We start from the raw sequence: 21040 nt of genomic DNA on the forward strand, positions 1-21040 counted from the left end.
ATGACCCGTCCAATTTTAGAACTGCGACCTGGTCAGCATTTGACGCTGACGCCACAACTGCAGCAATCGATCCGATTGTTGCAGCTGTCCACGCTCGATCTCGAAGCCGAGATCTCGCAAGTGCTTGCGGAGAACCCGCTGCTGGAGCGGCAGGACGAAGCGCCGTCGGCCGAGACGCCGGCGGAGTCCGACCGCGAGTCCTCCGTGCAGGACGACGAACCCGCCGCCGAACGCGAGACCCCGGTGGACGAAATGCCGGGCTCGGGCGGGGTCTACCCCGACGAAGATTCCAGCCGGCCCGAGGCCGCAAGGCCGGACACGCTGCGCGAGCACCTGCTGGGCCAACTGATGCTGACGCGCGCTGCGCCGCGTGACGTCGCGTTGGCGGGCCTGCTGATCGACGAGCTGGACGAGAACGGCTACCTGGGATCGCCGCTGGAAGAAATCCTGGGCTGGTTGCCGGCCGAGCTGGAGCCGGACATCGACGAGCTGAAGGCGGCCCTGTCGCTGCTGCAATCGTTCGACCCGCCCGGCATTGGCGCCCGCGACATGGCCGAATGCCTGTTGTTGCAGCTGCGCAACCCCGATCTGGGCCAATTGCCCGAAGCGGCGGATGCCGCGGTGCTGGCCTGTGCGCGGCAGATCTGCGCGCAACACCTCGCGCTGCTGGCGACAGGCAACGCTGCGCGCCTGTGCGCGGCGGTGGGCTGCGACGACGCCACGTTCCGTTCGGCGCATTCCCTGATCCTGCGGCTGGAGCCGCGTCCGGGGCGCGCCTGGACCGTGCCCGCGGCCGACTACGCCGTGCCCGACGTCATCGTGCGCAAGGCCCGTGGCGGCTGGCAGGTCACCCTCAACAGCGCCGCCGTGCCCAAGCTGCAGATCAATGGGTTGTACGCCCAGATGTTGGGCAACCAGAAGGAGTCCGCGCATGCGGGGCTGCACTCGCAGTTGCAGCAGGCCCGCTGGATGATCCGCAACGTGGAGCAGCGCTTTGACACCATCCTGCGGGTGGCCCAGGCCATCGTGCAACACCAGACGGCTTTCTTCAGCCAAGGACCTGCCGCCATGCGGCCGCTCATCCTGAAGGACATCGCCGGCGAACTGGGCTTGCACGAATCCACTATTTCACGGGCCACAACGCAGAAGTACATGCTCACTCCGTTTGGCACATTGGAGCTCAAGCGCTTCTTCGGCACGGGCGTGTCGACGGACGGCGGGGATGCCACCTCGGCCACGGCGGTGCAGACCTTCATCCGCCAGATGGTGGCCGATGAGAACCGGGCCAAGCCTTTGTCCGACAGCCAGATCATGCAAAAGCTGGCCGATCAGGGGATAGTCATCGCCCGAAGGACGGTGGCAAAGTATCGAGAAGCGCTGCGGATTGCCCCGGCGGCGTTGCGCAAGGCGCAGGCGGCCGCCCGCTGATCGTACTTGAGTAATCAGGGACGGACTTGCGGAAATTCGTCCCTGATTTCAAAGACTTGCGTGACACTTTGGTTGCAAATTTATTTGCGCGCGGGACTTGCCAGTAGCGGAATAATTTTCGATAATTATTCTCATGTACATTTGCGTATGTAATGCCATCACCGAACGCCAAGTCCGCGCCAGCGTGGACGGGGGTGCGACGACGCTTTCCGACCTGCAATTCGAGCTGGGCGTGGCCACGTGCTGCGGCTGCTGTGCGGCCACCGCCGCCGAATACCTGCCGGGCGGCCGCTGCTCCAGCGTGTGCGACGTGCGCTCCATCGCCGTTCCGGTCAATCCTCCGGCCGCCCTGGTCGAATCGGGCGCGCCTGCTGCCAACAGCAGCTTCCCGATTCCCCTGGTCGCCATCGCCTGAGGGCAGTCGTCTCTTTCCGGCTCGCTGCCGTCATGCAGCGGGCCGCGTTGCTTCTTTCCCGCAAAATTCCCGGATAGCCATCGCCAGTTGGCGCGCGGGCTCGCGTACCGTGTCGGCCAGGCATAGCGCCAGTTCGGTCGGCGGCACCGGGGGCAGTTCCGCGTCGATAATCTGGTGGTCCGGCAGGAGGCAGCGCCGCTCCAGCAGCGCCACGCCCAATCCTCCCGTCAATGCCGCCTGCAAGCCCATCAGGTTCGGGCTTTCGTAGGCGATGCGCCAGTGGCGGCCGGCCGCTTCCAGGGCGTGGATGGCGCGGTTGCGGTAGATGCAGCCCTGCGGAAATGCGACCAGCGGCACGGGCTCAGCCAGCGGAACCTCCACCCCTGGGGCGCCGATCCAATGCAGTTGCTCGGGCCAGGCGGCCAACGCGGGGCCCGCGCCGGGCTCGCGCTTGAGCAGCGCCACGTCCAGGTCGCCCCGTTCCAGTGCGCGGGTGAGCGCGGAGGTCAGGTCGCAGCGGACCGATAGCCGCACGCCGGGGCGGGTCCGTGCAAACTCCGATACCAGGATGGTCAGCGTGTCGGCCGCGAAATCGTCCGGGATGCCTAGCCGGATTACGTCCACGCGCTTGCGCCCGCTGACCGCTTCCCGGACTTCGGTCGACAGGGCCAGCATCCGTCGCGCATAACCCAGCAGGCGTTCGCCGTCCTCGGTCAGCGAGACCTGACGGCCCTCGCGGATGAACAGGGCGCATTCCAAGGTTTCTTCCAGCTTGCGGATTTGCTGGCTGACGGTGGACTGGCTGCGATGCACGCGTTCGCCCGCAGCCGTGAAGCCGCCCGCATCCACGACGGAGACGAAGCTGTGCAAAAGGTCGAGGTCTGGCATCGGCGCCTCCAAGCATTCATTTTTTAAATACTTTCGATCCGAATAAAGAGTTTGTCAATGGATGGGGGCCCGCGCAGAATCCCTACATCCGCTGCATCCGCGGCTTGGCCGCCCCACTTTCGGATTCATCATGAAGGTCTCCTCGACTCTGTCTGCCGCCGCCCTGCCAGTCCAAGCCTCGCCAGGCATCAGTTGGGCGCCCATCGCGGCGTTCTGCTTTCTGTGGAGTTCGGCGTTCGCTGCGGCCAAGATCGCGGTGCGGGACTGCCCGCCGCTGACCTTGCTGACTATCCGCTTCCTGATTGCGGGGGCCTTGATGCTCGGACTTGCGGCGGCCAGCGGCGGCTGGAAAATGCCGGCGCGCCGCGACTTGATTGCGCTGATCCTGCTGGGAGCGCTGAACAATGCCCTGTACCTGGGCCTGAGCTGGTCGGGCATGACGACCGTGTCGTCCGCGTTCACTGCGGTGCTGATCAGTACCAACCCGCTGCTCATCGGCGTGCTGGCCGGGCCCGTGCTGGGCGAACGCCTGGGATGGCGCAAGCTGCTCGGGCTGTGCCTGGGATTGGCGGGCGTGGCGCTGGTGCTGCGCTCGCGGCTGACGGGCATGCAGGAGGATCTGCATGGCACGCTGCTGGTCACGGGAGGCCTGCTGGCGCTGGTCGCGGGCACGCTGCTCTACAAGCGCCTGAAGCCGTCCTCGGGCCTGTGGACCTCAACAGGCATACAGTCGCTGGCCGGCGCGATGGTCATGCTGCCCTTTGCATTGACGTACGAGAGTATCGGCGATGCGCACATGACGGCGAGCCTGTTCTGGAGCATGGCCTACATGATCGTCGCCGTGTCGATGGGCGGCTACTACCTATGGTTCATGATCCTGGGGCGCGCAAGCGCCACGGCGGCCAGCGCGCTGCACTTCCTGATGCCCCCGCTCGGGCTGCTGTTCGGATGGCTGGTGCTGGGCGAGCACGTGTCGTGGCTGGACCTGCTGGGTATCGTCCCCATCGCATTCGGCATCTGGCTGGCCACGCGGCGCGCCGATTAGCGTGCAACCGTGGCCGGGGTTGCCGATCCGCAACGAATCGACGCCGGCCGCTTGCCGGCGTGTTTCGTGCAGCCCGAGGGCGCGTAGCCGCATGTGATTGCGCGGCGTCGTCGGCGAATTCCGGTGCGCGGCGCGTCGTCAGGCCGCGCGGGTGTTGATGCAGGCATGCAAGGCATCACGCACGCATACTCATTCTCATTAGCTTGTCGCTTTCTTGTAGCGCTCCTAAAGCGGTTTACCAAATGCAGCGCAAGGCTAGGCGCGGCCCCGCGCCTGGTGGTAGTCTGCCGGGGTTGCGTACGCGCGGCATCGTGCGCTCCTTTGTCGCGATGCATCTGCGTCGCGCCTGACTGCAAGGAGTCCATCATGAAAGGCGACAAAACCGTCATCCAGTTTCTGAACAAGCAACTGACCAATGAACTGACGGCCATCAACCAGTATTTCCTGCATGCCCGCATGCTGAACCATTGGGGCTTCGATAAGCTGGGCAAGCACGAGTACGAAGAATCCATCGGCGAAATGAAGCATGCGGATCGTCTGATCGCGCGCATCTTCATGCTGGACGGCCTGCCCAACCTGCAAGACCTGCACAAGCTGCTGATCGGCGAAGACGTGCCGGAATTGCTGGCCTGTGACCTGAAGCTGGAGCAAGGCGCCCAGGCGACCGTGAAGGAAGCGATCGCGCATTGCGAATCGGTCCGCGACTATGTTTCGCGCGATCTGTTCCAGGACATCCTGGACGATACCGAAGAGCACATCGACTACCTGGAAACGCAGATCGACCTGATCGACAAGGTCGGCATCCAGAACTACCTGCAAAGCCAGATGTCCGTGCCGGAGTAATGTTCCGGTCATGAAAAATGGCGCCCCGCGGGGCGCCATTTTCTTTGGTACTGCCGGGCCTGCATCGCAGGCCCAGTTATTTACTGCGGACGGGCCGGACACTCGGCCATGGTGCCCCAGGCGCGGTTGGGACCGCAGTACTTGTTGCGCGCGGCCCAGGAGCACGAGGGGCGCTCGAAGAAACCTTGCGTGGCGCATTGCGCGAGCTCGCGCTTGAGCGCGTCCTGCCAGCCCAGGGCGCCGGGCGCTTGCGCGGTGTTCGGGGGCGGCGGAGGCGCCTGCACCATCTGCGGGGTGCCATAGCCGCCAGCCTGGACCTGGCCGCCGTTGATGGCCGTGGAGGTGCCCGGCGCTTGCAGGTCCAGCGTGCTGACGTCCGAGGCGCCCGAAGGCAGCGGCACGTGCGAGGCCGCCGCGATCTCGCGGGCCTGGTCCGGGCTGATGCGGTCGCGCGAGATCTTCACCGCGGGATCGCTGACGCTATCGAACAGCGAGACGGTGTTGACCTGCCATTCGCGGTCGGACGGCTTGTCGGGCACGCCCAAGGTGCCGTCGATGCGCGGTTGCGGGGGCTGGGCCACATAAGGACGGCCATTGGCGTCCAGTACGGGCTGCTGGGATGCCGAGGCATCCTGGCCAGGAGCAGGCGCGGCCACCGGCGCATGCGCCACCAGCCAATCACCCAGTTGAATTCCGCCCCAGGCCGACGCGCCAAGCGCGATCAGGAGCGTTGCGAATAAAAAACGCCAAGACATTGCTACCCTCATCTGCCGTGCGGAACCCGAACGGGTCTACGCTTTGTCTCCGAAAACCTTGCCGCCGTGCTCCCGCATGGCATGGAATTTCACATCGGGATACAGTTCCTCGGCCACGCGCAACTGCGCGGGAGAACCGATCAAAAACGCCGCCGCATCCACAACATCATAGGCGATATGGGCGGCATTGGCATCCATGAACTTGCGCAGCGCCTTGGGGTTTTCAGACGTAATCCAACGTGCCATTGTGTAGCGGGACGGCAGCATCCGGGCGTCCACGCCGTACTCGGTCTTCAGGCGATGGGCGACCACTTCGAACTGCAGCTGGCCGACCGCGCCCAGCAGCAGGGAGCCGCCGGCAGCCTCGGGACGGAACACCTGAATGGCGCCTTCCTCGCCCAATTGGGTGAGGCCGGTGCGCAGCTGCTTGGTGCGCAGCGGATCCTTCACTTCCACGGCCTGGAACAGCTCGGGGGCGAAGAACGGCAGGCCGGTGAACTGCAGCGTCTCGCCTTCGGTCAGCACGTCGCCCAGTTGCAGCACGCCGTGGTTGGGAATGCCGATGACGTCGCCGGCATAGGCCTCGTCCAGCAACTCGCGCCGCTGCGACAGGAACGACACCACGTTGTTGGGGCGCATTTCCTTGTTGGTGCGCGCGACTTTCAGGCGCATACCGCGCTCGAAGCGGCCGGAGCTGACGCGCACGAACGCGACGCGGTCGCGGTGCGCCGGATCCATGTTGGCCTGCACCTTGAACACCACGCCGGTGAACTTGGGTTCCACGGGCTGCACCAGGCGCTGCATGGAGACGCGCGGACCCGGAGGCGGCGCCTGTTCGACCAGCGCGTCCAGCACTTCCTGCACGCCGAAGTTGTTGATGGCGGAGCCGAAGAACACCGGCGTCTGCTTGCCGGCCAGGAACTGCTCGCGGTCGAAGGCAGGAGCGGCTTCATTGATGAGTTCGATCTCGCCGCTGGCCTGCTCGAAAGCCGAGCCGAAACGGCGGGCGATTTCGGGATTGCTCAAGCCTTCGATGAAGTCGTCCTTGTCCGAGCGGCGCTCCTGCCCGGGGCGGAACACGCGCATGCGGTCCTGGCGGATGTCGAACACCCCGCCGAAGGCCTTGCCCATGCCGACCGGCCACGAGAACGGCACGGCGTCCATGCCCAGGTGGCCTTCGATTTCGGACAGCAGTTCGAGCGGCTCGCGCACTTCGCGGTCCATCTTGTTGATGAACGTGATGATGGGCGTGTTGCGCGCGCGGCAGACCTGCAGCAGGCGGATGGTCTGCGGTTCGACGCCGTTGGCGGCGTCGATCACCATGAGGGCCGCGTCCACTGCCGTCAGCACCCGGTACGTGTCTTCGGAGAAGTCCGCGTGGCCCGGGGTGTCGAGCAGGTTGATGACGCAATCGCGGTATTCCATCTGCATCACCGAGGACGCCACGGAAATGCCGCGCTGCTTTTCGATTTCCATCCAGTCGGACGAGGCATGGCGCGAAGCCTTGCGCGCCTTGACGCTGCCGGCGATCTGGATCGCGCCTGCGAACAGCAACAGCTTTTCGGTCAGTGTCGTCTTGCCCGCGTCGGGGTGGGAAATGATGGCGAACGTACGGCGCCGCGCTACTTCGTGAGGGATGTTCATGATCGGAAGGATTTTACTTGGCGCCGCTTTTGGGCCCGGCGCGGTCCGGTATCGGGCATGAAAACGCGCGGGGCATGCGCCGTCGCCGGCGCATGCCCCGCGCATGGGATTCAGGAATGGCGGCGGAACGACGCCAGGAATACGCCAGCCAGGATGAACAGCGAGCCGAAGGTCCGGTTCATCCAGCGGATGTGCTTGGCGCTGCGAAGCAGGCGCAGCACGCGCGCCGCCAGCAGCGTGTACACGCCCATGGCCACCAGGTCGGTGAAGGCCAGCGTGGCGGCGATCGCTGCATATTGCTGCGTCAGCGGCAGCGCGGTATCCACGAACTGCGGCACCACGGCCAGCAGGAACACCGTGCCCTTGGGGTTCATGGTGTTGATCAGGAAGCCGCGCAGCACCAGTTCACGGATCGTGGCGGCCTTGGGGTCGCCGGAGTCCACCGTGACCGGCGCGGCATCCGTGCGGATCTGGCGCACGCCCAGATAGATCAGGTAGGCCACGCCCAGGTACTTGACTACGTTGAAGGCCATTTCGGACGTGGCCAGCACGGCGCCCAGGCCTACCGCCACCACCACGAACTGGAACAGGATGCCCATGATCAGGCCGGCCGTGTTCCAGTAGCCGCGCGCGAAGCCGTATTTCAGGCCGGAGGACATCGCCGAGATCGCTCCCGCGCCAGGCGAGAACGAAATGGCCCAGGAGGCCAGGAAGAACGTCAACCAGGTAGATAAGGGCATGGCGCGGGTCCGTGGGTGGCGGTTGCGGTGATATTACTTGCTCAGCAGCGCAGCGCGCGGCGCGCCCGAGGGGCGTCCGGAGCCGCCGTTGCCTGCGGGGCGGCCGGAGCCTTCCGGACGGCGATGGTTCTGCTGCGGGCGGCCCTCGTTGCGGCCGGCGTGGGCCGGACGGTCGGCAGGCTTGCCGTCGCGCGAGCCGTGGCTGGCGCGGCCTTCACCGCCAGCGCGGGCCGGAGCGGGAGCGCGGCCGCCTGCCGCGGCGCGCGGCTGGCCCTGGCCTTGTGCCGGACGCGAGCGGCCGCCATTGCCGTTGCCGCCACGGCCGCCATTGCGGCCGCCGCCGCCGCGCGGACTGCGGTTGTCTTCATCGCGTTCCTGGCGGTCGAAAGCCGCGGCGCTGGTGGCGGGCGGGGTCCAGCCTTCCACGGGCTTGCGCTCGATGGTCTTCTTGATCAGGCGCTCGATGTCCTTCAGCAGCTTGATTTCGCTGTTGTCGACCAGCGAGACCGCGGCGCCGGTGGCGCCAGCGCGGCCGGTGCGGCCGATGCGGTGCACGTAGTCTTCAGGCACATTGGGCAGTTCGAAGTTGACCACCTGGGGCAGCTGGTCGATGTCCAGGCCGCGGGCGGCGATGTCGGTCGCCACCAGCACCGTCACGGTGCTGTCCTTGAAGCCGGCCAGCGCGCGGGTGCGGGCCGATTGGCTCTTGTTGCCGTGGATGGCGGCGGCGGTCAGGCCGTCCTTGACCAGCTTTTCGGCCAGGCGGTTGGCGCCGTGCTTGGTGCGGGTGAACACCAGCACCTGGTGCCAGCCGCTTTCGCGGATGATGTGGCTGATGAGGTCGCGCTTGTGGTGCTGTTCCACCATGTGCACCGTCTGGGTGACCAGCTCGGTGGCGGTGTTGCGCGGGGTGACCGAGACTTCGCCCGGGTTGTTCAGCACGCCGCGCGCCAGGGTGCGGATCTCGTCGGAGAAGGTGGCCGAGAACAGCAGGTTCTGACGTTGCTTGGGCAGCAGCGCGAGGATCTTGCGGATGTCGCGGATGAAGCCCATGTCCAGCATGCGGTCGGCTTCATCCAGCACCAGGATCTCGACGCCGGACAGGTCCACGGTCTTCTGGCCGCAGTGGTCCAGCAGGCGGCCGGGGGTGGCCACCAGGATGTCCAGCGGCTTGCGCAGCGCGGAGATCTGGGGATTGATATTGACGCCGCCGAACATCACCATGGAGTTCAGCGGGGTGTACTTGCCGTAGGTCTGCACCGATTCTTCGACCTGCGCGGTCAATTCACGCGTCGGGGTCAGGATCAGGCAGCGCGGGCGGCCGGGCTTGCGCAGCTCGGGCTTTTTCTGCATCAGCAGGTGCAGGATGGGCAGCGTGAAGCCGGCGGTCTTGCCGGTGCCGGTCTGGGCGGCGGCGAGCAGGTCGCCACCCTTGAGAACCTGGGGAATGGCCTGGGCTTGAATGGGCGTGGGTGCGGTGTAGCCGGTTTCGGCAATGGCGCGCAACAGGGAATCAGCCAGCCCGAGGTCGGCAAAAGGGGTAGAGGTAGTCAAAACAACTCCAGCGGCAGCCCGTCGCTCAAGTTGAGAGACTCCAATCCAGGCGGACGAATAAAGGAGAAAGGGAAGCGCCCTGATGGGCGAAGCTTGGCAGCGAAGGGCCTAGCGGACGTGCGCAGATTGGCAAAACGCACTGGCGGATTGTAGCTGATGTGGCGTTGCAGCACCTGCTGGCCGGGACGGTTCTGTATCAATAAGCAACACATTGCAGCGCCTTTGCACTAAATAAGTGTTTTCCCTAGGCTGCAATCCCTATAATCCGTCCGCTTTCATCCATTTGAAGAATAAAGGATCGCAATGAAAAAATCGGCAATAGTGGGCGTAGTCGTCGCGCTGGGCGCAGTGTGGACCGGCACGGCTTGGTATACGGGCCAGAAGGCCGAGGCTTTCGTCAAGCAATCGATCGAGCAGGCCAACCTTGAACTGAAGAAGGTCGGCGAAAAATGGGGTGTGACCCCCGTAGTTGAGCTGGTTTCGTTCGAGCGCGGCGTGTTCACGTCCACCGAGCGCTATCGCGTGAAGGTCACCGAGCCCGCCGCCGATGGCAAGCCGGCCATCGAACACGAAATCGTGTTCGTCGAGCACCTGGATCATGGTCCTTTCCCGCTGTCGAACCTGAAGTCCGGTTCGTTCGCGCCGGCTATGGTTGCCAGCCGCTTCCAGCTCGAAGAGACGCCCCTGGTCAAGGAATGGTTCGCCGCCGCCAAGGGCGCGGTGCCGCTGTCCGGCGCCTATAGCGTCAGCTATGCCAAGAACATCACCGGCAACTTCGACATGGCTCCCGTCGAGTTCGCCAAGGACGCCAACAGCCTGAAGTTCTCGGGCATGAAGGGCGACGTGACCTACGCCACCGGCAGCAAGCACGGCACGGTCGCGCTGAAGGCCGACAGCCTGACGCTGGCAGGCGAGTCCGAAGAAAGCGACATCGTCAGCATGGCCATGACCGGCCTGACCCTGACCAGCGACATGACGCCGGCCTCGAACGACATGTACGTGGGCAGCCAGAAGGTCGCGCTCAAGAACTGGACCATCACGTCCAAGGAAAAGCCGCCGGTCCAGCTCAAGGACACCGCCATCACCGTCGACATGACCGAAGCCAACTCGCTCATGGGCGTGAAGATGGCCATGGATTTCGGCATGATCAACGTGCAGGAAAAGGACATGGCCGGCGTGAAGCTGGTGCTGGACGCGCAGAAGCTGGATTCGAAGGCCTTCAAGGCGCTGAACGACGTTTATGAAGCCGCTTCGCGCCGCATGATGCAGAGCAAGGGCGAAGAGCAGTCGCCCCAGTTCACGGACGAAGAAATGCAGGTCGTCAAGACCAACGTCGACTTGCTGCTGGCCGGCAACCCGACGCTGGCTGTGTCGCCGCTGGAAGTGCGTACCGCCAACGGCACGTCGACCTTCAACCTGGACCTGGACATGGCCAAGCCGGCATCGCTGGACGGCGAGTTTGCCGACACGCTGAAGCAGGCGATCCGCAAGCTCAACGCCAAGCTGGTGCTGTCCAAGGGCAACCTGAGCGACCTGATGGCCATCGAACCCCAGGTGCGCGGCGTGCCGGCCGAGCAGGCTCAGCAGACCGCCAAGGGCCAGGCTGAAATGGTCGGCACCATGGCTACCGCCATGGGCATGGCCAAGGTTGAAAACAACAACATCGTGACCTACCTGAACTACGCCGACGGCCAGGTCGACTTCAACGGCAAGAAGATGCCGGTTGAGCAGTTCCTGATGATGGTCATGAGCGGCGCGATGGGCGGCGCCCGCTAAGCCGGACGCATCAAGCTCATCCGCTAGCATCGAAGGCCGCCGCGCCCTGGGCGCGGCGGCCTTTTTCATTGCCGGCTTCGGGCTCGCGCGGCAGGCCCGTCGCGGTTCAGAGCGGCAAGGCGCCCGCCGCCACCTCGCCGTTGCGCAGCACGGCCACATGGAAGCGTTTGTCGGCCGCCTTCATGATGTCTTCGGTAGGGTCGCCCTGCACCAGCAGCAGATCGGCCACGTTGCCGTCAGCGATGGCGCCGTGCTGGTCCATGCCCATCAGGTCATGGCCGCGCGAGGTGCCAGCGATCAACGCATCCATGGGCGTCATGCCGAACTCCACCATGTAGGCGAGCTCCATGGCGTTCTCGCCGTGCAGGTTGAACGGCGTGCCGGCATCCGTGCCCAACGCGATGCGCCCGCCCGCCTTGTAGTACATCTGGAACGACTCGCGATGGCGCTGTTCCACCGCCCGTGCTTTCTCGACCGCGTAGGCGGGGATGCCGTTGTCGGCGTTGGCGACGATGTTGCGGACCGCGGCAATGGTCGGCACCAGATAGGTCTGGGCGTCCAGCATCTCGCGCAGGCACTCGTCATCCATGAAGATGCCGTGCTCGATCGAATCGATGCCGGCGCGCACGGCATTCAGGATGCCCAGCGTGCCTTGCGCATGGCTGGCGGTGCTCTTGCGGAAGCGCTTGGCCTCGTGCACGCCGGCCTTCATTTCGTCGAAGCTGTAGTGCGCGTCCATGGGGCTGACGCCCGGCGTCATGACGCCGCCGGTGGCCATGATCTTGACCAAGTCGCAGCCGGCATGAACCTGTTCGCGCACGGCCTTGACGACATCCTCGCAGCCGTCGGCGACGCGGCCGATGCGGTTGCCGTGGCCGCCCGTCATGCAGATGATGCGGCCCGAGGCCTTGATCGTGGGGCCCGGGAACACGCCGCGCGCGATGGCGTCGCGCACGCCGAATTCCAGATAGTCCTTGCCGCCGCAATCGCGCAGCGCGGTGACGCCGCCGCGCAGGCTGGCCTGGGCGTTCTCCAGCGCCGTCAGCGTGATCTGCGCCGGGCCCTGCTTGCTCAGTTGTGCGTTGGGGTCGGCGCCGCCGGTGTAGACCAGGTGGACGTGACAGTCGGCCAGGCTGGGCATCAGGGTCATGCCGTCGGTGCGCACGGTCGCGCCGGCGTAGCCGGAGAATTCGCCGGCCGGCGCCACGCGCGCCACGTGCCGGCCTTCGACCAGCACGCCGTGATTGGGCAGCAGCTTGCCCTTGCCGTCGAAAACCTGGCCACCTATGAACAGGGTCTGTCGTGTCGCCGTCATGTCTCGCTCCGGGTTGCGCCTGGCGCTACCCCGCCACATCCAGTCCCTCGCGGGACATGGATTGCAGGCGGGGCATGAGGCCAAGCAGGTGTTGGCTGTAGGGATGCTGCGGACGTTCGAAGAGGTCTTCGGTGTTGGCTACTTCCAGCAGTTCGCCGTAGCGCATCACGCCCACGCGGTCGCACATCTGGCGGATCACCGGCAGGTCATGGCTGATGAACAGCATGGTCAGCCCCAGTTCCTCTTGCAGGTCCTTCAGCAGGTTCAGGATCTGCGCCTGGATGGACACGTCCAGCGCCGAGGTCGGCTCGTCGCAGATCAGGAAGCGGGGGCGCGTGGCCAGCGCGCGCGCGATGCAGATGCGCTGGCGCTGTCCGCCCGAGAACTCGTGCGGAAAGCGCTCGGCGGCGCGGTCGCCCAGGCCGACCACGTCCAGCAGGTCAGCGACGATGCGGCGCGCTTCCGCCTCGCTGGCCGCCAGCTTGTGGAAGCGGATCGGCTCGGCCACGATGTCCAGCACCCGCATGCGCGGATTGAGCGAAGAGAACGGGTCCTGGAAGATCATTTGAATCTGCCGGCGGAACGGGTTCAGCTGCTTTTCGCCCTTGAGCGCGGTCAGGTCGGTGCCGCCGAAATTGACCGAGCCTTCGCTGGGCGTATAAAGGCCGGAGATCAGCCGCGCCACCGTGGACTTGCCGGAACCGGACTCGCCCACCAAGCCGAAGACTTCGCCTTCGCCGATGGAGAAATTGACGCGCTTGACGGCGTCCAGCGTGCGTTGGTTGCGCTTGAGCAGCGCGCTCTTCAGCACGAAGCGCATGCTCAAGTCGTTGACCTGCACCAGCGGGCCGCCGCTACGCGCGCCGAAGTCGCGGCGCTGTCCCAGCCAGTGCGTGGCCAGATCCAGCGGCTGCGTTGGCTTTTTCACGTCCTCGATGTAGGTCACCAGCGGAAAGCGCCGCAGCTTGATGTCGGGACGCGGCACCGCCGAGATCAGGCTGCGCGTGTAGGGATGGTCGGGGTCGCCCAGGATCTTGGAGGTGGGGCCCTGTTCAACCAGCTTGCCGTGGTACAGCACCGCCACGCGGTCCGTCACGTCGGCGATCACGCCCATGTCGTGCGTGATGATGATCATGCCTACCTGCTCTTCGCGGCACAGTTTCTTGAGCAGTTCCAGGATCTGCGCCTGGATCGACACGTCGAGCGCGGTGGTGGGTTCGTCGGCGATGATGACTTCGGGCTCGCAGCACAGCGCCAGCGCGATCACCACGCGTTGCCGCATGCCGCCGGAGAACTGGTGCGGGTACTGCTTGACGCGCAGTTCTGGCTGGTCGATGCCGACCTGCGCCAGCAATTGCACCGCGCGCTTCTGCGCCTCGGCGTGGGACAGGTCCAGGTGTACCTGCATGGTTTCCACCAGCTGGCTTTCCACCGTCTGCAGCGGGTCCAGCGAGGTCAGCGGATCCTGGAAGATCATGCCGATGCGGCGGCCGCGCACCTTGCGCTTCTGCGCCGGGTTCAGCGTGTCGATGCGTTCGCCGTTGAGCAGCACGGCGCCGCCGGCGAGCCGGCCGGGCGCTTCCAGCAGGCCGATCACGGCATTGCCTATGGTGGACTTGCCGGCGCCGGACTCGCCGACCACGCCCAGGATTTCGCCTTTTTCCAGGGATAGCGAGACGCCGTCCACGGCCACCAGCGTGCCGCGGCGGCTGGGGAATTCGATGCGGATGTCTTCGATGTTCAACAGGGCCATGGCATCCTCAGCGCAGCTTGGGGTTGAGCGCGTCGCGCAGCCAGTCGCCCAGCAGGTTGACCGACAGCACCAGCGCCACCAGCGCGATGCCGGGGAAGATGGAGATCCACCACATGCCCGAGAACAGGTAGCTGTTGCCGATGCGGATCAGCGTGCCCAGCGACGGCGCCGTGGGCGGCACGCCCACGCCCAGGAACGAGAGCGTGGCTTCGGTGATGATGGCGATGGCCAGGTGGATGGTGGCGATGACTAGCACCGGTCCCATCACGTTGGGCAGGATGTGGCGGCGCAGGATGGTGAACGGGCCGATGCCGATGAGGCGCGCCGCCTGCACGTATTCCTTGTTGCGCTCCACCAGCGTGGAGCCGCGCACGGTACGCGCGTATTGCACCCAGCCAGAGATGCCGATGGCGAAGATCAGCACATACAGCGCAAGCTGGTCGTGCATGTCGCGCGGCAGCAGGCCGCGCGCCACGCCGTCGATCAGCAGCGCCACCAGGATGGCCGGAAACGACAGCTGCACGTCGGCGATGCGCATGATGAAGCTGTCCACGCGGCCGCCGGCATAGCCGCTGATGAGGCCGAGCGTCACGCCCAGCACCATCGAAAACAGCACGGAAGCGAAGCCCACCAGCAATGACACGCGCGAGCCGTACAGCACCGCCGACAGGATGTCGCGGCCCTGGTCGTCGGTGCCCAGCAGGAAGTCGGGGCTGCCGCCCTCTTCCCAGGATGGCGGCGTGTTGGCGTCCATGATGCTCAGGGACGCCAGGTCGAAGGGGTTGTGCGGCGCGACCACGGGCGCGAACAGCGCGCCCAGCAGGATGGCCAGCGTGACGATCGCGGCGATGATGGCGCCGGGCGAACGCTTGAAGCTGTGCCAGAGGTCGCTGTCGGCCGCGCGGGCGAAGAAGGGAGCGATGCGAGCAATCATGATGAGTCCTTTACTTGCTCTGCACGCGCAGACGCGGGTCCACGGCGAAGTACAGCAGGTCCACGACCAGGTTGATGACCACGAACATGAAGGCGATCAGCACCAGGTAGGCCGCCATGACGGGGATGTCCACCATGCTGATGGCCTGGATGAACAGCAGACCCATGCCGGGCCACTGGAACACGGTTTCCGTGATGATGGCGAAGGCGATGATGGAGCCCAGTTGCAGCCCGGTAATCGTGATGACCGGCACCATGGTGTTCTTCAGCGCGTGGCGGAAATTGATCAGCCGTTCCGGCAGGCCGCGGGCGCGCGCGAACTTGATGAAGTCGGCGCGCAGCACTTCCAGCATTTCGGCGCGCACCAGCCGCATGATCAGCGTCATCTGGAACAGCGCCAGCGTGATGGCGGGCATGATCAGCGCCAGCCAGCCTGATTTGGTCAGGAAGCCCGTGGTCCACCATCCCAGGCTGACCACGTCGCCGCGTCCGAAGCTGGGCAGCCATCGCAGCTGCACGCCGAAGAACAGGATGAGCAGGATGCCGATCAGGAAGGTGGGCAGCGAGATGCCGGCCAGAGAGATCGCCATGAAGGCCTTGGACAGCACGCCGTGGCGCTTGAGGGCGGTATAGATGCCCATGGGTATGCCCAGGGCCAGCGCCATCACGGCGGACACGAAGGACAGTTCCAGCGTGGCTGGCATGCGCTCTTCGAGCAGCTCGCTGACCGGCCGGCGATGGCGGTACGACATGCCGAAGTCGCCGCGTACGGCGTTGGCGACGAAGTGCGCGTACTGCACCACGAACGGGTCGTCCAGGCCCAGCTGTTCGCGCAGTTGCACGCGTTGTTCAGGGGTGGTGTCCTGGCCCACCATGCTGGCTATCGGGTCGCCCACATAGCGGAACATGGCGAACGCGATCAGCGCCACCGTCAACATCACCAGCACCGACTGGATAAGCCGTTGCGCAATAAAGGAAAGCATTATCGGGAGCCCTCGGTTTCAGATAACGCCGGGCCGCGAGTCCCGCGGATGGCGGGAGCCGGGGCTGGGCCGGGCGCGCCCGGGCGGCATGCGCCGCCCGGGGCTCGCGCGTCGCTGGCCGCTTACGGCAGGACGACGTCGCGCAGGTCGAGCACGTCGTCGGCGCGCTGGATGACCTTGATGTTGTCCTTCACGCCCCAGGACATGGGCTGCTGATGCAGGGGCAGGTAGCCATAGTCGTTGCGCACGATCTCGAAGGCTTCCTTGATCATGGCGTTGCGCTTGGCCTGGTCGGTTTCGACGCCGATCTTGTCGGTGAGCTCGTCGACCTTCTTGTTGCAGTAGCCGCCCAGGTTGAACTGGCCCGCGGCCGTCTTGGCATTGCGGCAGGAGGTCAGGTTCAGCAGCGTGTTGTGCGCGTCGGTGGAGCTGGGCGTCCAGCCCAGCATGTACATGCTGGTCTGGTTGCCGGCCTGCAGCAGGATCTTGCCGAAGTACTTGGACTTGGTCTGCGCCAGCAGGTTGATCTTGATGCCTACGCGGGCCAACATGCCGGCCACGGCCTGGCAGACCTTTTCGTCGTTGACGTAACGGTCGTTCGGGCAGTCCATGGTGACCGTGAAGCCCTTGGGATAGCCGGCTTCGGCCAGCAGCTTCTTGGCGCGTTCGGGATCCGGCTTGTACGGCGCGCCGAAGGATTCGTCATAGCCGTTGATGGCGGTGGCGATGAGCGAGCCCAGCGGCTTGGCCGCGCCGCGCATGATCTTCTCGTTGATGGCCTTGGTGTCCACGGCCAGCACAACGGCTTCGCGCACCTTGGGATCCTTGAAGGGATTCTTGCCCTTCACGTCCGAGAAGAGCAGTTCGTCGCGGTCCTGGTCCATGCCGATGAAGATGGCGCGCGCTTCGGGTGCGGTCAGCGGCTTGACGCCCTTGGCGTCTTCGAGCCGCTTCCAGTCCTGCACGGGCACCGGCTGCACCAGGTCCATTTCGCCGGAGATCAGCGCGGCCACGCGTGTCGCTTCCTGCGTGATCGGCTGGAAGATGACCTCGTCGACGTTGGTCTTGATGTTCTTGTTCCAGTAGCCGTCGTAGCGCTTGAGCACGGTCTTCACGTCGGGCTGGCGCGAGGTCAGCATGAAGGGGCCGGTGCCGTTGGCGTTCAGGTTGGCGTAGTTGCCCTGGTTGTCGCCCTTGACGTTGGTGGCTTCGGTGGTCTTGTTCTTTTCCGACCACGACTTGCTCATGATGTACAGGAACACCCATTCGCGCGGCAGGATGGGGTTGGGCGTGGGCGTGATGACTTCGATGGTGTAGTCGTCCACCTTCTTGATGTCGGACGCCTTGGCGCCATAGCCCTTCATGTCGGAGCCCGGGGTCAGGCTGCGCTTCCAGGAGAAGATGACGTCGTCGGCCGTGAACGGCGAGCCGTCATGGAACTTCACGCCCTTGCGCAGTTTGAACACCCATTTGTTGGGTTCGGGGTTTTCCCAGCTTTCCGCCAGCAGCGGCGTCAGCTTCAGGTTGCCGTCGTAGCCGGCCAGCGTTTCGTAGATGTTGCCCTGGAAGCCCAGCGTGAACGTTTCGTTCAGGGCCATCGGATCCATGGACGTCGCATCGCCTTGGTAGGACCAGTGTAAGGTCTTGGCGGCCGCGCCGGCGCTGAATGCCAAAGAGGCGGCGACGGCAGCCGCGAGCGCAGCTTGCTTCAGGTGGGGAAAAGTACGCATAGCCCTCATGCTCCGTGTGGTGCGCGGATAGCGCGACAGAAGTGACAGGGCCCCGGCCCCATGGGGAACCGGGGCATGGCGTTGCTGCTTACGACGAAAGACGGATTGGGGTCTGGCGATACGCAGCGCGAACCGCACGCGGGCCGCCTGTGATGGCGCTGCCGGGAATCACTGCGCAGGACTTCGACTTCACGATAGACCCAACCCCTTGTGATTATCATGACGGGGACGGACCCGCGCCGATGCAGAACGAATGTTATAGACCCATTCGTTTAAGCGTCAATCGGTTTGGATTGGGGTTAGTACTTGCTTGCCGGCTGCGTGGAATGGTGCGTGCGGCGCAGGCGGGCGGTTCCGCCTTCAGGCGCCGGGCGGCGGCGCGTCGGCAAGGGTTTTCGCCAATTCGCGCACCACGCGCTTGCGGCGGTCGCTGTCTTCGTAGGGCTCGCCCAGGGCCGACCATTCGGGCCGGCTGCGGGCTTCCTTCAGCGCCTCGGGCAAGGGTCCCTTGCGCCAGGCTTCATCCTCCGGATGATCTAGCCTCAATGGCTCGCGTGCGGCGTGGCCGCGGCGCTCAAGCGCTTCGATAAGTTGCCGCTGGCGCAAGGCCAAAAGCCGCAGCACCGCGTCGTCGACGCTGATCTCGCGCCAGCCGCGCAGCTTGCCGGCCACGCGCTTGCCCAGCTTTTCCACGCCTTGCCACAGGCCGCCCGCGGCGGCGCCGATCAGCATGCCGGTGCCCAGGCTCAAGCCCGCGCTGAACAGGTCCACCGCCGCGCCGGCCATGGCGCCCGCGGCGGCGCCCATGCCTACCTGCACGCCCATGTCCTTTAGCGCCTGGGGATGGAACAGGTCCATGCCCCAGCGCTCGCCCTGCAAGGGCAGCGCATCGTCGGTGAAATCGGCTGCGCGGAAGTTGTAGAGCGCCAGCAAGGCGTTGACGCAGGTCTGTTCGCGTTGGCGCACCTGGTCGCGCAGTTTGCTTGAGGCGGCCGTGAGCGCCGCTTCGTCGCTGGCGCTGGCGACGTGCAAGGCGGCTACGTCCACCAACAGGTCGGCCAGCAGTTCGTAGGCCGAGCCACGACGCGTCCGACGCTGCTCGGCCAGGCTGGCGGACAGTCGGGCCAGCGCGGCGGCGTGGCGGTCCAGCAGCACGCCGAGCTTGGCGTAGAGTTGCTGCTCGCCATCCAGCGGCGGCGCGACGGTGTCGAACTCCACCACGGCATGCAGCCCCAGCCGCGCCATGGCGGCGCGCCATTCATCGGCGCGGTGCGCGGGTGCGTTGACGAAGTTCAGCACCGGCAGCAGGGGCCGGCCACAAGCGGCCAGGATGGCGAGTTCGTCGCGGTGCTTACCCAGCACCGGATCGCGCGCGTCGATGACGTACAGCGCGGCGTCGCAGTCCAGCATCTTGGCCAGCACGCGCGCCTCCTGCTCATAGCGGCCATGCGCGGCGGGCGTGTCGAGAAAGCGGCGGATGCGCGCGGGGCCGTCCAGGCGCTCTTGCGGGCTGTCCAGCTTTTCCAGGTACTCCAGCAGCGAGATGCTGTCTTCCATGCCTGGCGTGTCGAACCATTCCAGCACGGCCCGTCCTTCCAGCCGCAGGCGCGCGCCTTCGACGTGGCGGGTGGTGCCGGGGCTGTCGGCGACTTCGCCGAAGCGGGTGTCACGCGTCAGCGTGCGCAGCAGCGAGGTCTTGCCGGTGTTGGTGTGGCCGACCAGCGCGATCCTGATGATGTCTTCAGCCATGGCCGGACTCCAGCCACGAGAGCGGGGCAATGGGCGCTTGCAGCACCGCGTCGGCAGGCAGGCCGAGGGCAAGCAGGCGTTCGCGCCATAGCGGCGCGCGGGTGGCGGGGGCAACGGTGTCCGCATGCGGCGTGATCAGCCAGATGCGCGTCTGTTCCGCATGCGCGGCCAGTTCGGCGATCAGCGACAGCGTGCCGCGGTCGGGAGTCTGGCGCGCGTCGCAGGCGATCAGCAGACGCTTGGCGGCCTTGCCGGCCAATGCGTCCAGCACGCGGTTGCGTTCTTCGCGGTTGTCCAGATTGCCGGCCTGCTGGATGCCCGCGGGCATGTCCGCGGGCGGCCAGGCCAGGTCCGCCGGCAGTTCCAGTCCCAGCAGCACGGGCTGGCCGCCCAGGCCCGCGAGTGGCGGCGCGCCGACCCGGGGTTCGTGCAAGGGATCGACCGGGCGGTCTATGCCGGTGGACAGGGCGGGCGGTTCCAGGCGGTCGCGCAGAGCGGAGAAGCCGGGCAGCGCGGGATCGATGCGCAGGCCGCGCAAGGCGCGCAGCGAACCCGCCACGCACAGCGCGCCGGCCAGCAGACGGGGCAGGATGCCGTAGACCACCAGCACGCCGATCAGCCAGAGCGACCACTGCACCTGCGCTTCGGCGGGCAGGGCCTGGGCGCCGTCGCTGGCGCGGATCATGGCAGCGTCTGGCATCGGAAAGCCCAGTTGGGCCGGCAGCCAGCCCAGAGCCTGCGTCAGGCGCACGAAGGTGTCGGGCGCCAGCAAGGTGGTGGCCCAGATGAAGCGGTAGCTGGCGGTGGACAGCACGGCCAGCAGCACCGCCAACGCCGCGCACAAGGCAGTCAGCCACAGCAGATGGCTGATGCTGCCGAACAGCCAGCGCAAGGCGCCGGCGCGGGCCAGCAGGTTGAGGAAGGCCTGCGGCACCAGCGCGCTGTCGGGGCCGCGCGCCAGCTTGCGGGTGGCCCACAGCCAGACCCGTCCCAGTCCCGTGACGGAGGACGCCCGCAGCAGGAAACTGGCCAGCCAGAGCAGGAAGGTGAGCGCATGCAGGCCCAGCAAGGCGCCCAGTGCCCACAGCACGTTGACTGCGCGGGAGCCGTCGCCCAACGCGCCCAGCGCCGCGCCCGCGCCGGAAAGCGCGGCCAGCAGGAATAGCAAGGCCAGGATGGCGAGCGCGCTGCGGCGCCATGTTTCGACCAGGGAGACGAGGTTCTCGCGTTGTGCCAGCAACTCGGCGCGGGCCAGGATGCGTGACGGCAGATCGCCGTCCTGCTGGCGCACGCGGCGCACCGTGTCTGCGTCTTCCAGCGGCCCCCAATGCGCTTCACGCAGGCGGATCAATTCTGCCAGCCAGTGCGCGCGCACGGGGCCGGCGCCGAGGGGGTCAGCCGTGGGGGAGGAATCGCGAGAGGTCGTAGACGGCATCGCGTCGGGCGGCGGTACGGTCAGGCCCTGGGGGCGGTGGGCCATTGTAGACCG

At 66.0% G+C, this 21040-nt stretch carries 17 protein-coding genes; 5 read left to right on the forward strand and 12 right to left on the reverse strand.

Features of this window, described 5'->3' with window-relative positions; genetic code table 11:
- Together rpoN and AC3WOB_RS17850 are read left to right on the forward strand one after the other, a co-directional pair.
- Positions 1-1428 (forward strand): RNA polymerase factor sigma-54, encoded by a 1428-nt coding sequence (rpoN, locus tag AC3WOB_RS17845; protein ID WP_492275758.1) that lies wholly within the window; start codon positions 1-3, stop codon positions 1426-1428.
- A 133-nt stretch (positions 1429-1561) separates the two neighbouring features.
- Positions 1562-1843 carry a (2Fe-2S)-binding protein gene (locus AC3WOB_RS17850; RefSeq protein WP_013390905.1) on the forward strand — a complete coding sequence of 94 codons (282 nt, stop codon included), beginning with the start codon at positions 1562-1564 and terminating at the stop codon, positions 1841-1843.
- Positions 1844-1873: 30 nt separating this feature from the next.
- Here AC3WOB_RS17850 and AC3WOB_RS17855 read toward each other — a convergent pair whose 3' ends face one another.
- The gene (locus AC3WOB_RS17855; RefSeq protein WP_013390906.1) at positions 1874-2731 is read right to left on the reverse strand and encodes a LysR substrate-binding domain-containing protein; all 858 of its coding nucleotides are present in this window, start codon (positions 2729-2731) and stop codon (positions 1874-1876) included.
- 130 nt (positions 2732-2861) lie between these two features.
- Between AC3WOB_RS17855 and AC3WOB_RS17860 the strand changes: the two genes are divergently transcribed.
- Together AC3WOB_RS17860 and bfr are read left to right on the forward strand one after the other, a co-directional pair.
- Positions 2862-3776 (forward strand): DMT family transporter, encoded by a 915-nt coding sequence (locus AC3WOB_RS17860; RefSeq protein WP_013390907.1) that lies wholly within the window; start codon positions 2862-2864, stop codon positions 3774-3776.
- A 366-nt stretch (positions 3777-4142) separates the two neighbouring features.
- The gene (bfr, locus tag AC3WOB_RS17865; RefSeq protein WP_013390908.1) at positions 4143-4619 is read left to right on the forward strand and encodes a bacterioferritin; all 477 of its coding nucleotides are present in this window, start codon (positions 4143-4145) and stop codon (positions 4617-4619) included.
- Positions 4620-4699: 80 nt separating this feature from the next.
- Here the strand turns inward: bfr and AC3WOB_RS17870 are convergent, their stop codons facing one another.
- The 4 genes from AC3WOB_RS17870 to AC3WOB_RS17885 all read right to left on the reverse strand — a co-directional run bounded on the left by AC3WOB_RS17870 (position 4700) and on the right by AC3WOB_RS17885 (position 9312).
- Complete coding sequence (locus AC3WOB_RS17870) at positions 4700-5386, reverse strand: hypothetical protein (protein ID WP_193353239.1); 687 nt, start codon at positions 5384-5386, stop codon at positions 4700-4702.
- A 24-nt stretch (positions 5387-5410) separates the two neighbouring features.
- Positions 5411-7018: a peptide chain release factor 3 gene (locus AC3WOB_RS17875; protein WP_013390910.1), complete on the reverse strand. Its 1608-nt coding sequence runs from the start codon at positions 7016-7018 to the stop codon at positions 5411-5413.
- 110 nt (positions 7019-7128) lie between these two features.
- The gene (locus AC3WOB_RS17880; protein WP_492275759.1) at positions 7129-7758 is read right to left on the reverse strand and encodes a LysE family translocator; all 630 of its coding nucleotides are present in this window, start codon (positions 7756-7758) and stop codon (positions 7129-7131) included.
- 33 nt (positions 7759-7791) lie between these two features.
- Positions 7792-9312, reverse strand: coding sequence for a DEAD/DEAH box helicase (locus AC3WOB_RS17885; RefSeq protein ID WP_492275760.1), 1521 nt, complete (start codon positions 9310-9312; stop codon positions 7792-7794).
- Positions 9313-9615: 303 nt separating this feature from the next.
- On the opposite strand from AC3WOB_RS17885, the gene AC3WOB_RS17890 reads away from it, so the two are divergent.
- The gene (locus AC3WOB_RS17890) at positions 9616-11088 is read left to right on the forward strand and encodes a YdgA family protein (protein WP_013390913.1); all 1473 of its coding nucleotides are present in this window, start codon (positions 9616-9618) and stop codon (positions 11086-11088) included.
- A gap of 106 nt (positions 11089-11194) precedes the next feature.
- Here the strand turns inward: AC3WOB_RS17890 and AC3WOB_RS17895 are convergent, their stop codons facing one another.
- From AC3WOB_RS17895 to AC3WOB_RS17925, 7 genes are all read right to left on the reverse strand, one after another.
- Positions 11195-12403 carry a metal-dependent hydrolase family protein gene (locus tag AC3WOB_RS17895; protein ID WP_013390914.1) on the reverse strand — a complete coding sequence of 403 codons (1209 nt, stop codon included), beginning with the start codon at positions 12401-12403 and terminating at the stop codon, positions 11195-11197.
- 25 nt (positions 12404-12428) lie between these two features.
- A complete protein-coding gene (locus AC3WOB_RS17900; RefSeq protein WP_013390915.1) occupies positions 12429-14156 on the reverse strand; it encodes a dipeptide ABC transporter ATP-binding protein in 1728 nt (575 codons plus the stop codon).
- 7 nt (positions 14157-14163) lie between these two features.
- Complete coding sequence (locus AC3WOB_RS17905; protein ID WP_013390916.1) at positions 14164-15090, reverse strand: ABC transporter permease; 927 nt, start codon at positions 15088-15090, stop codon at positions 14164-14166.
- 10 nt (positions 15091-15100) lie between these two features.
- Positions 15101-16072 (reverse strand): ABC transporter permease, encoded by a 972-nt coding sequence (locus tag AC3WOB_RS17910; RefSeq protein ID WP_013390917.1) that lies wholly within the window; start codon positions 16070-16072, stop codon positions 15101-15103.
- A gap of 122 nt (positions 16073-16194) precedes the next feature.
- Positions 16195-17802: an ABC transporter substrate-binding protein gene (locus AC3WOB_RS17915; RefSeq protein ID WP_013390918.1), complete on the reverse strand. Its 1608-nt coding sequence runs from the start codon at positions 17800-17802 to the stop codon at positions 16195-16197.
- Between the two features lie 360 nt (positions 17803-18162).
- Entirely contained in the window at positions 18163-19551 is a 1389-nt protein-coding gene (locus AC3WOB_RS17920) for a GTPase/DUF3482 domain-containing protein (RefSeq protein WP_492275761.1), read from the reverse strand.
- A complete protein-coding gene (locus tag AC3WOB_RS17925; protein WP_492275952.1) occupies positions 19544-20986 on the reverse strand; it encodes a DUF2868 domain-containing protein in 1443 nt (480 codons plus the stop codon). The genes AC3WOB_RS17920 and AC3WOB_RS17925 overlap by 8 nt, the downstream gene beginning before the upstream one ends.
- Positions 20987-21040: the final 54 nt, after the last annotated feature.

The organism is Achromobacter sp. FW305-C-30-7 (assembly GCF_058783105.1).

Coding starts and splice junctions, on each gene's coding strand:
- rpoN (WP_492275758.1), top strand. CDS start 1: ATGACCCGTCCAATTTTAGAACTGCGACCTGGTCAGCATTTGACGCTG.
- AC3WOB_RS17850 (WP_013390905.1), top strand. CDS start 1,562: ATGTACATTTGCGTATGTAATGCCATCACCGAACGCCAAGTCCGCGCC.
- AC3WOB_RS17855 (WP_013390906.1), bottom strand. CDS start 2,731: ATGCCAGACCTCGACCTTTTGCACAGCTTCGTCTCCGTCGTGGATGCG.
- AC3WOB_RS17860 (WP_013390907.1), top strand. CDS start 2,862: ATGAAGGTCTCCTCGACTCTGTCTGCCGCCGCCCTGCCAGTCCAAGCC.
- bfr (WP_013390908.1), top strand. CDS start 4,143: ATGAAAGGCGACAAAACCGTCATCCAGTTTCTGAACAAGCAACTGACC.
- AC3WOB_RS17870 (WP_193353239.1), bottom strand. CDS start 5,386: ATGAGGGTAGCAATGTCTTGGCGTTTTTTATTCGCAACGCTCCTGATC.
- AC3WOB_RS17875 (WP_013390910.1), bottom strand. CDS start 7,018: ATGAACATCCCTCACGAAGTAGCGCGGCGCCGTACGTTCGCCATCATT.
- AC3WOB_RS17880 (WP_492275759.1), bottom strand. CDS start 7,758: ATGCCCTTATCTACCTGGTTGACGTTCTTCCTGGCCTCCTGGGCCATT.
- AC3WOB_RS17890 (WP_013390913.1), top strand. CDS start 9,616: ATGAAAAAATCGGCAATAGTGGGCGTAGTCGTCGCGCTGGGCGCAGTG.
- AC3WOB_RS17895 (WP_013390914.1), bottom strand. CDS start 12,403: ATGACGGCGACACGACAGACCCTGTTCATAGGTGGCCAGGTTTTCGAC.
- AC3WOB_RS17900 (WP_013390915.1), bottom strand. CDS start 14,156: ATGGCCCTGTTGAACATCGAAGACATCCGCATCGAATTCCCCAGCCGC.
- AC3WOB_RS17905 (WP_013390916.1), bottom strand. CDS start 15,090: ATGATTGCTCGCATCGCTCCCTTCTTCGCCCGCGCGGCCGACAGCGAC.
- AC3WOB_RS17910 (WP_013390917.1), bottom strand. CDS start 16,072: ATGCTTTCCTTTATTGCGCAACGGCTTATCCAGTCGGTGCTGGTGATG.
- AC3WOB_RS17915 (WP_013390918.1), bottom strand. CDS start 17,802: ATGCGTACTTTTCCCCACCTGAAGCAAGCTGCGCTCGCGGCTGCCGTC.
- AC3WOB_RS17920 (WP_492275761.1), bottom strand. CDS start 19,551: ATGGCTGAAGACATCATCAGGATCGCGCTGGTCGGCCACACCAACACC.
- AC3WOB_RS17925 (WP_492275952.1), bottom strand. CDS start 20,986: ATGCCGTCTACGACCTCTCGCGATTCCTCCCCCACGGCTGACCCCCTC.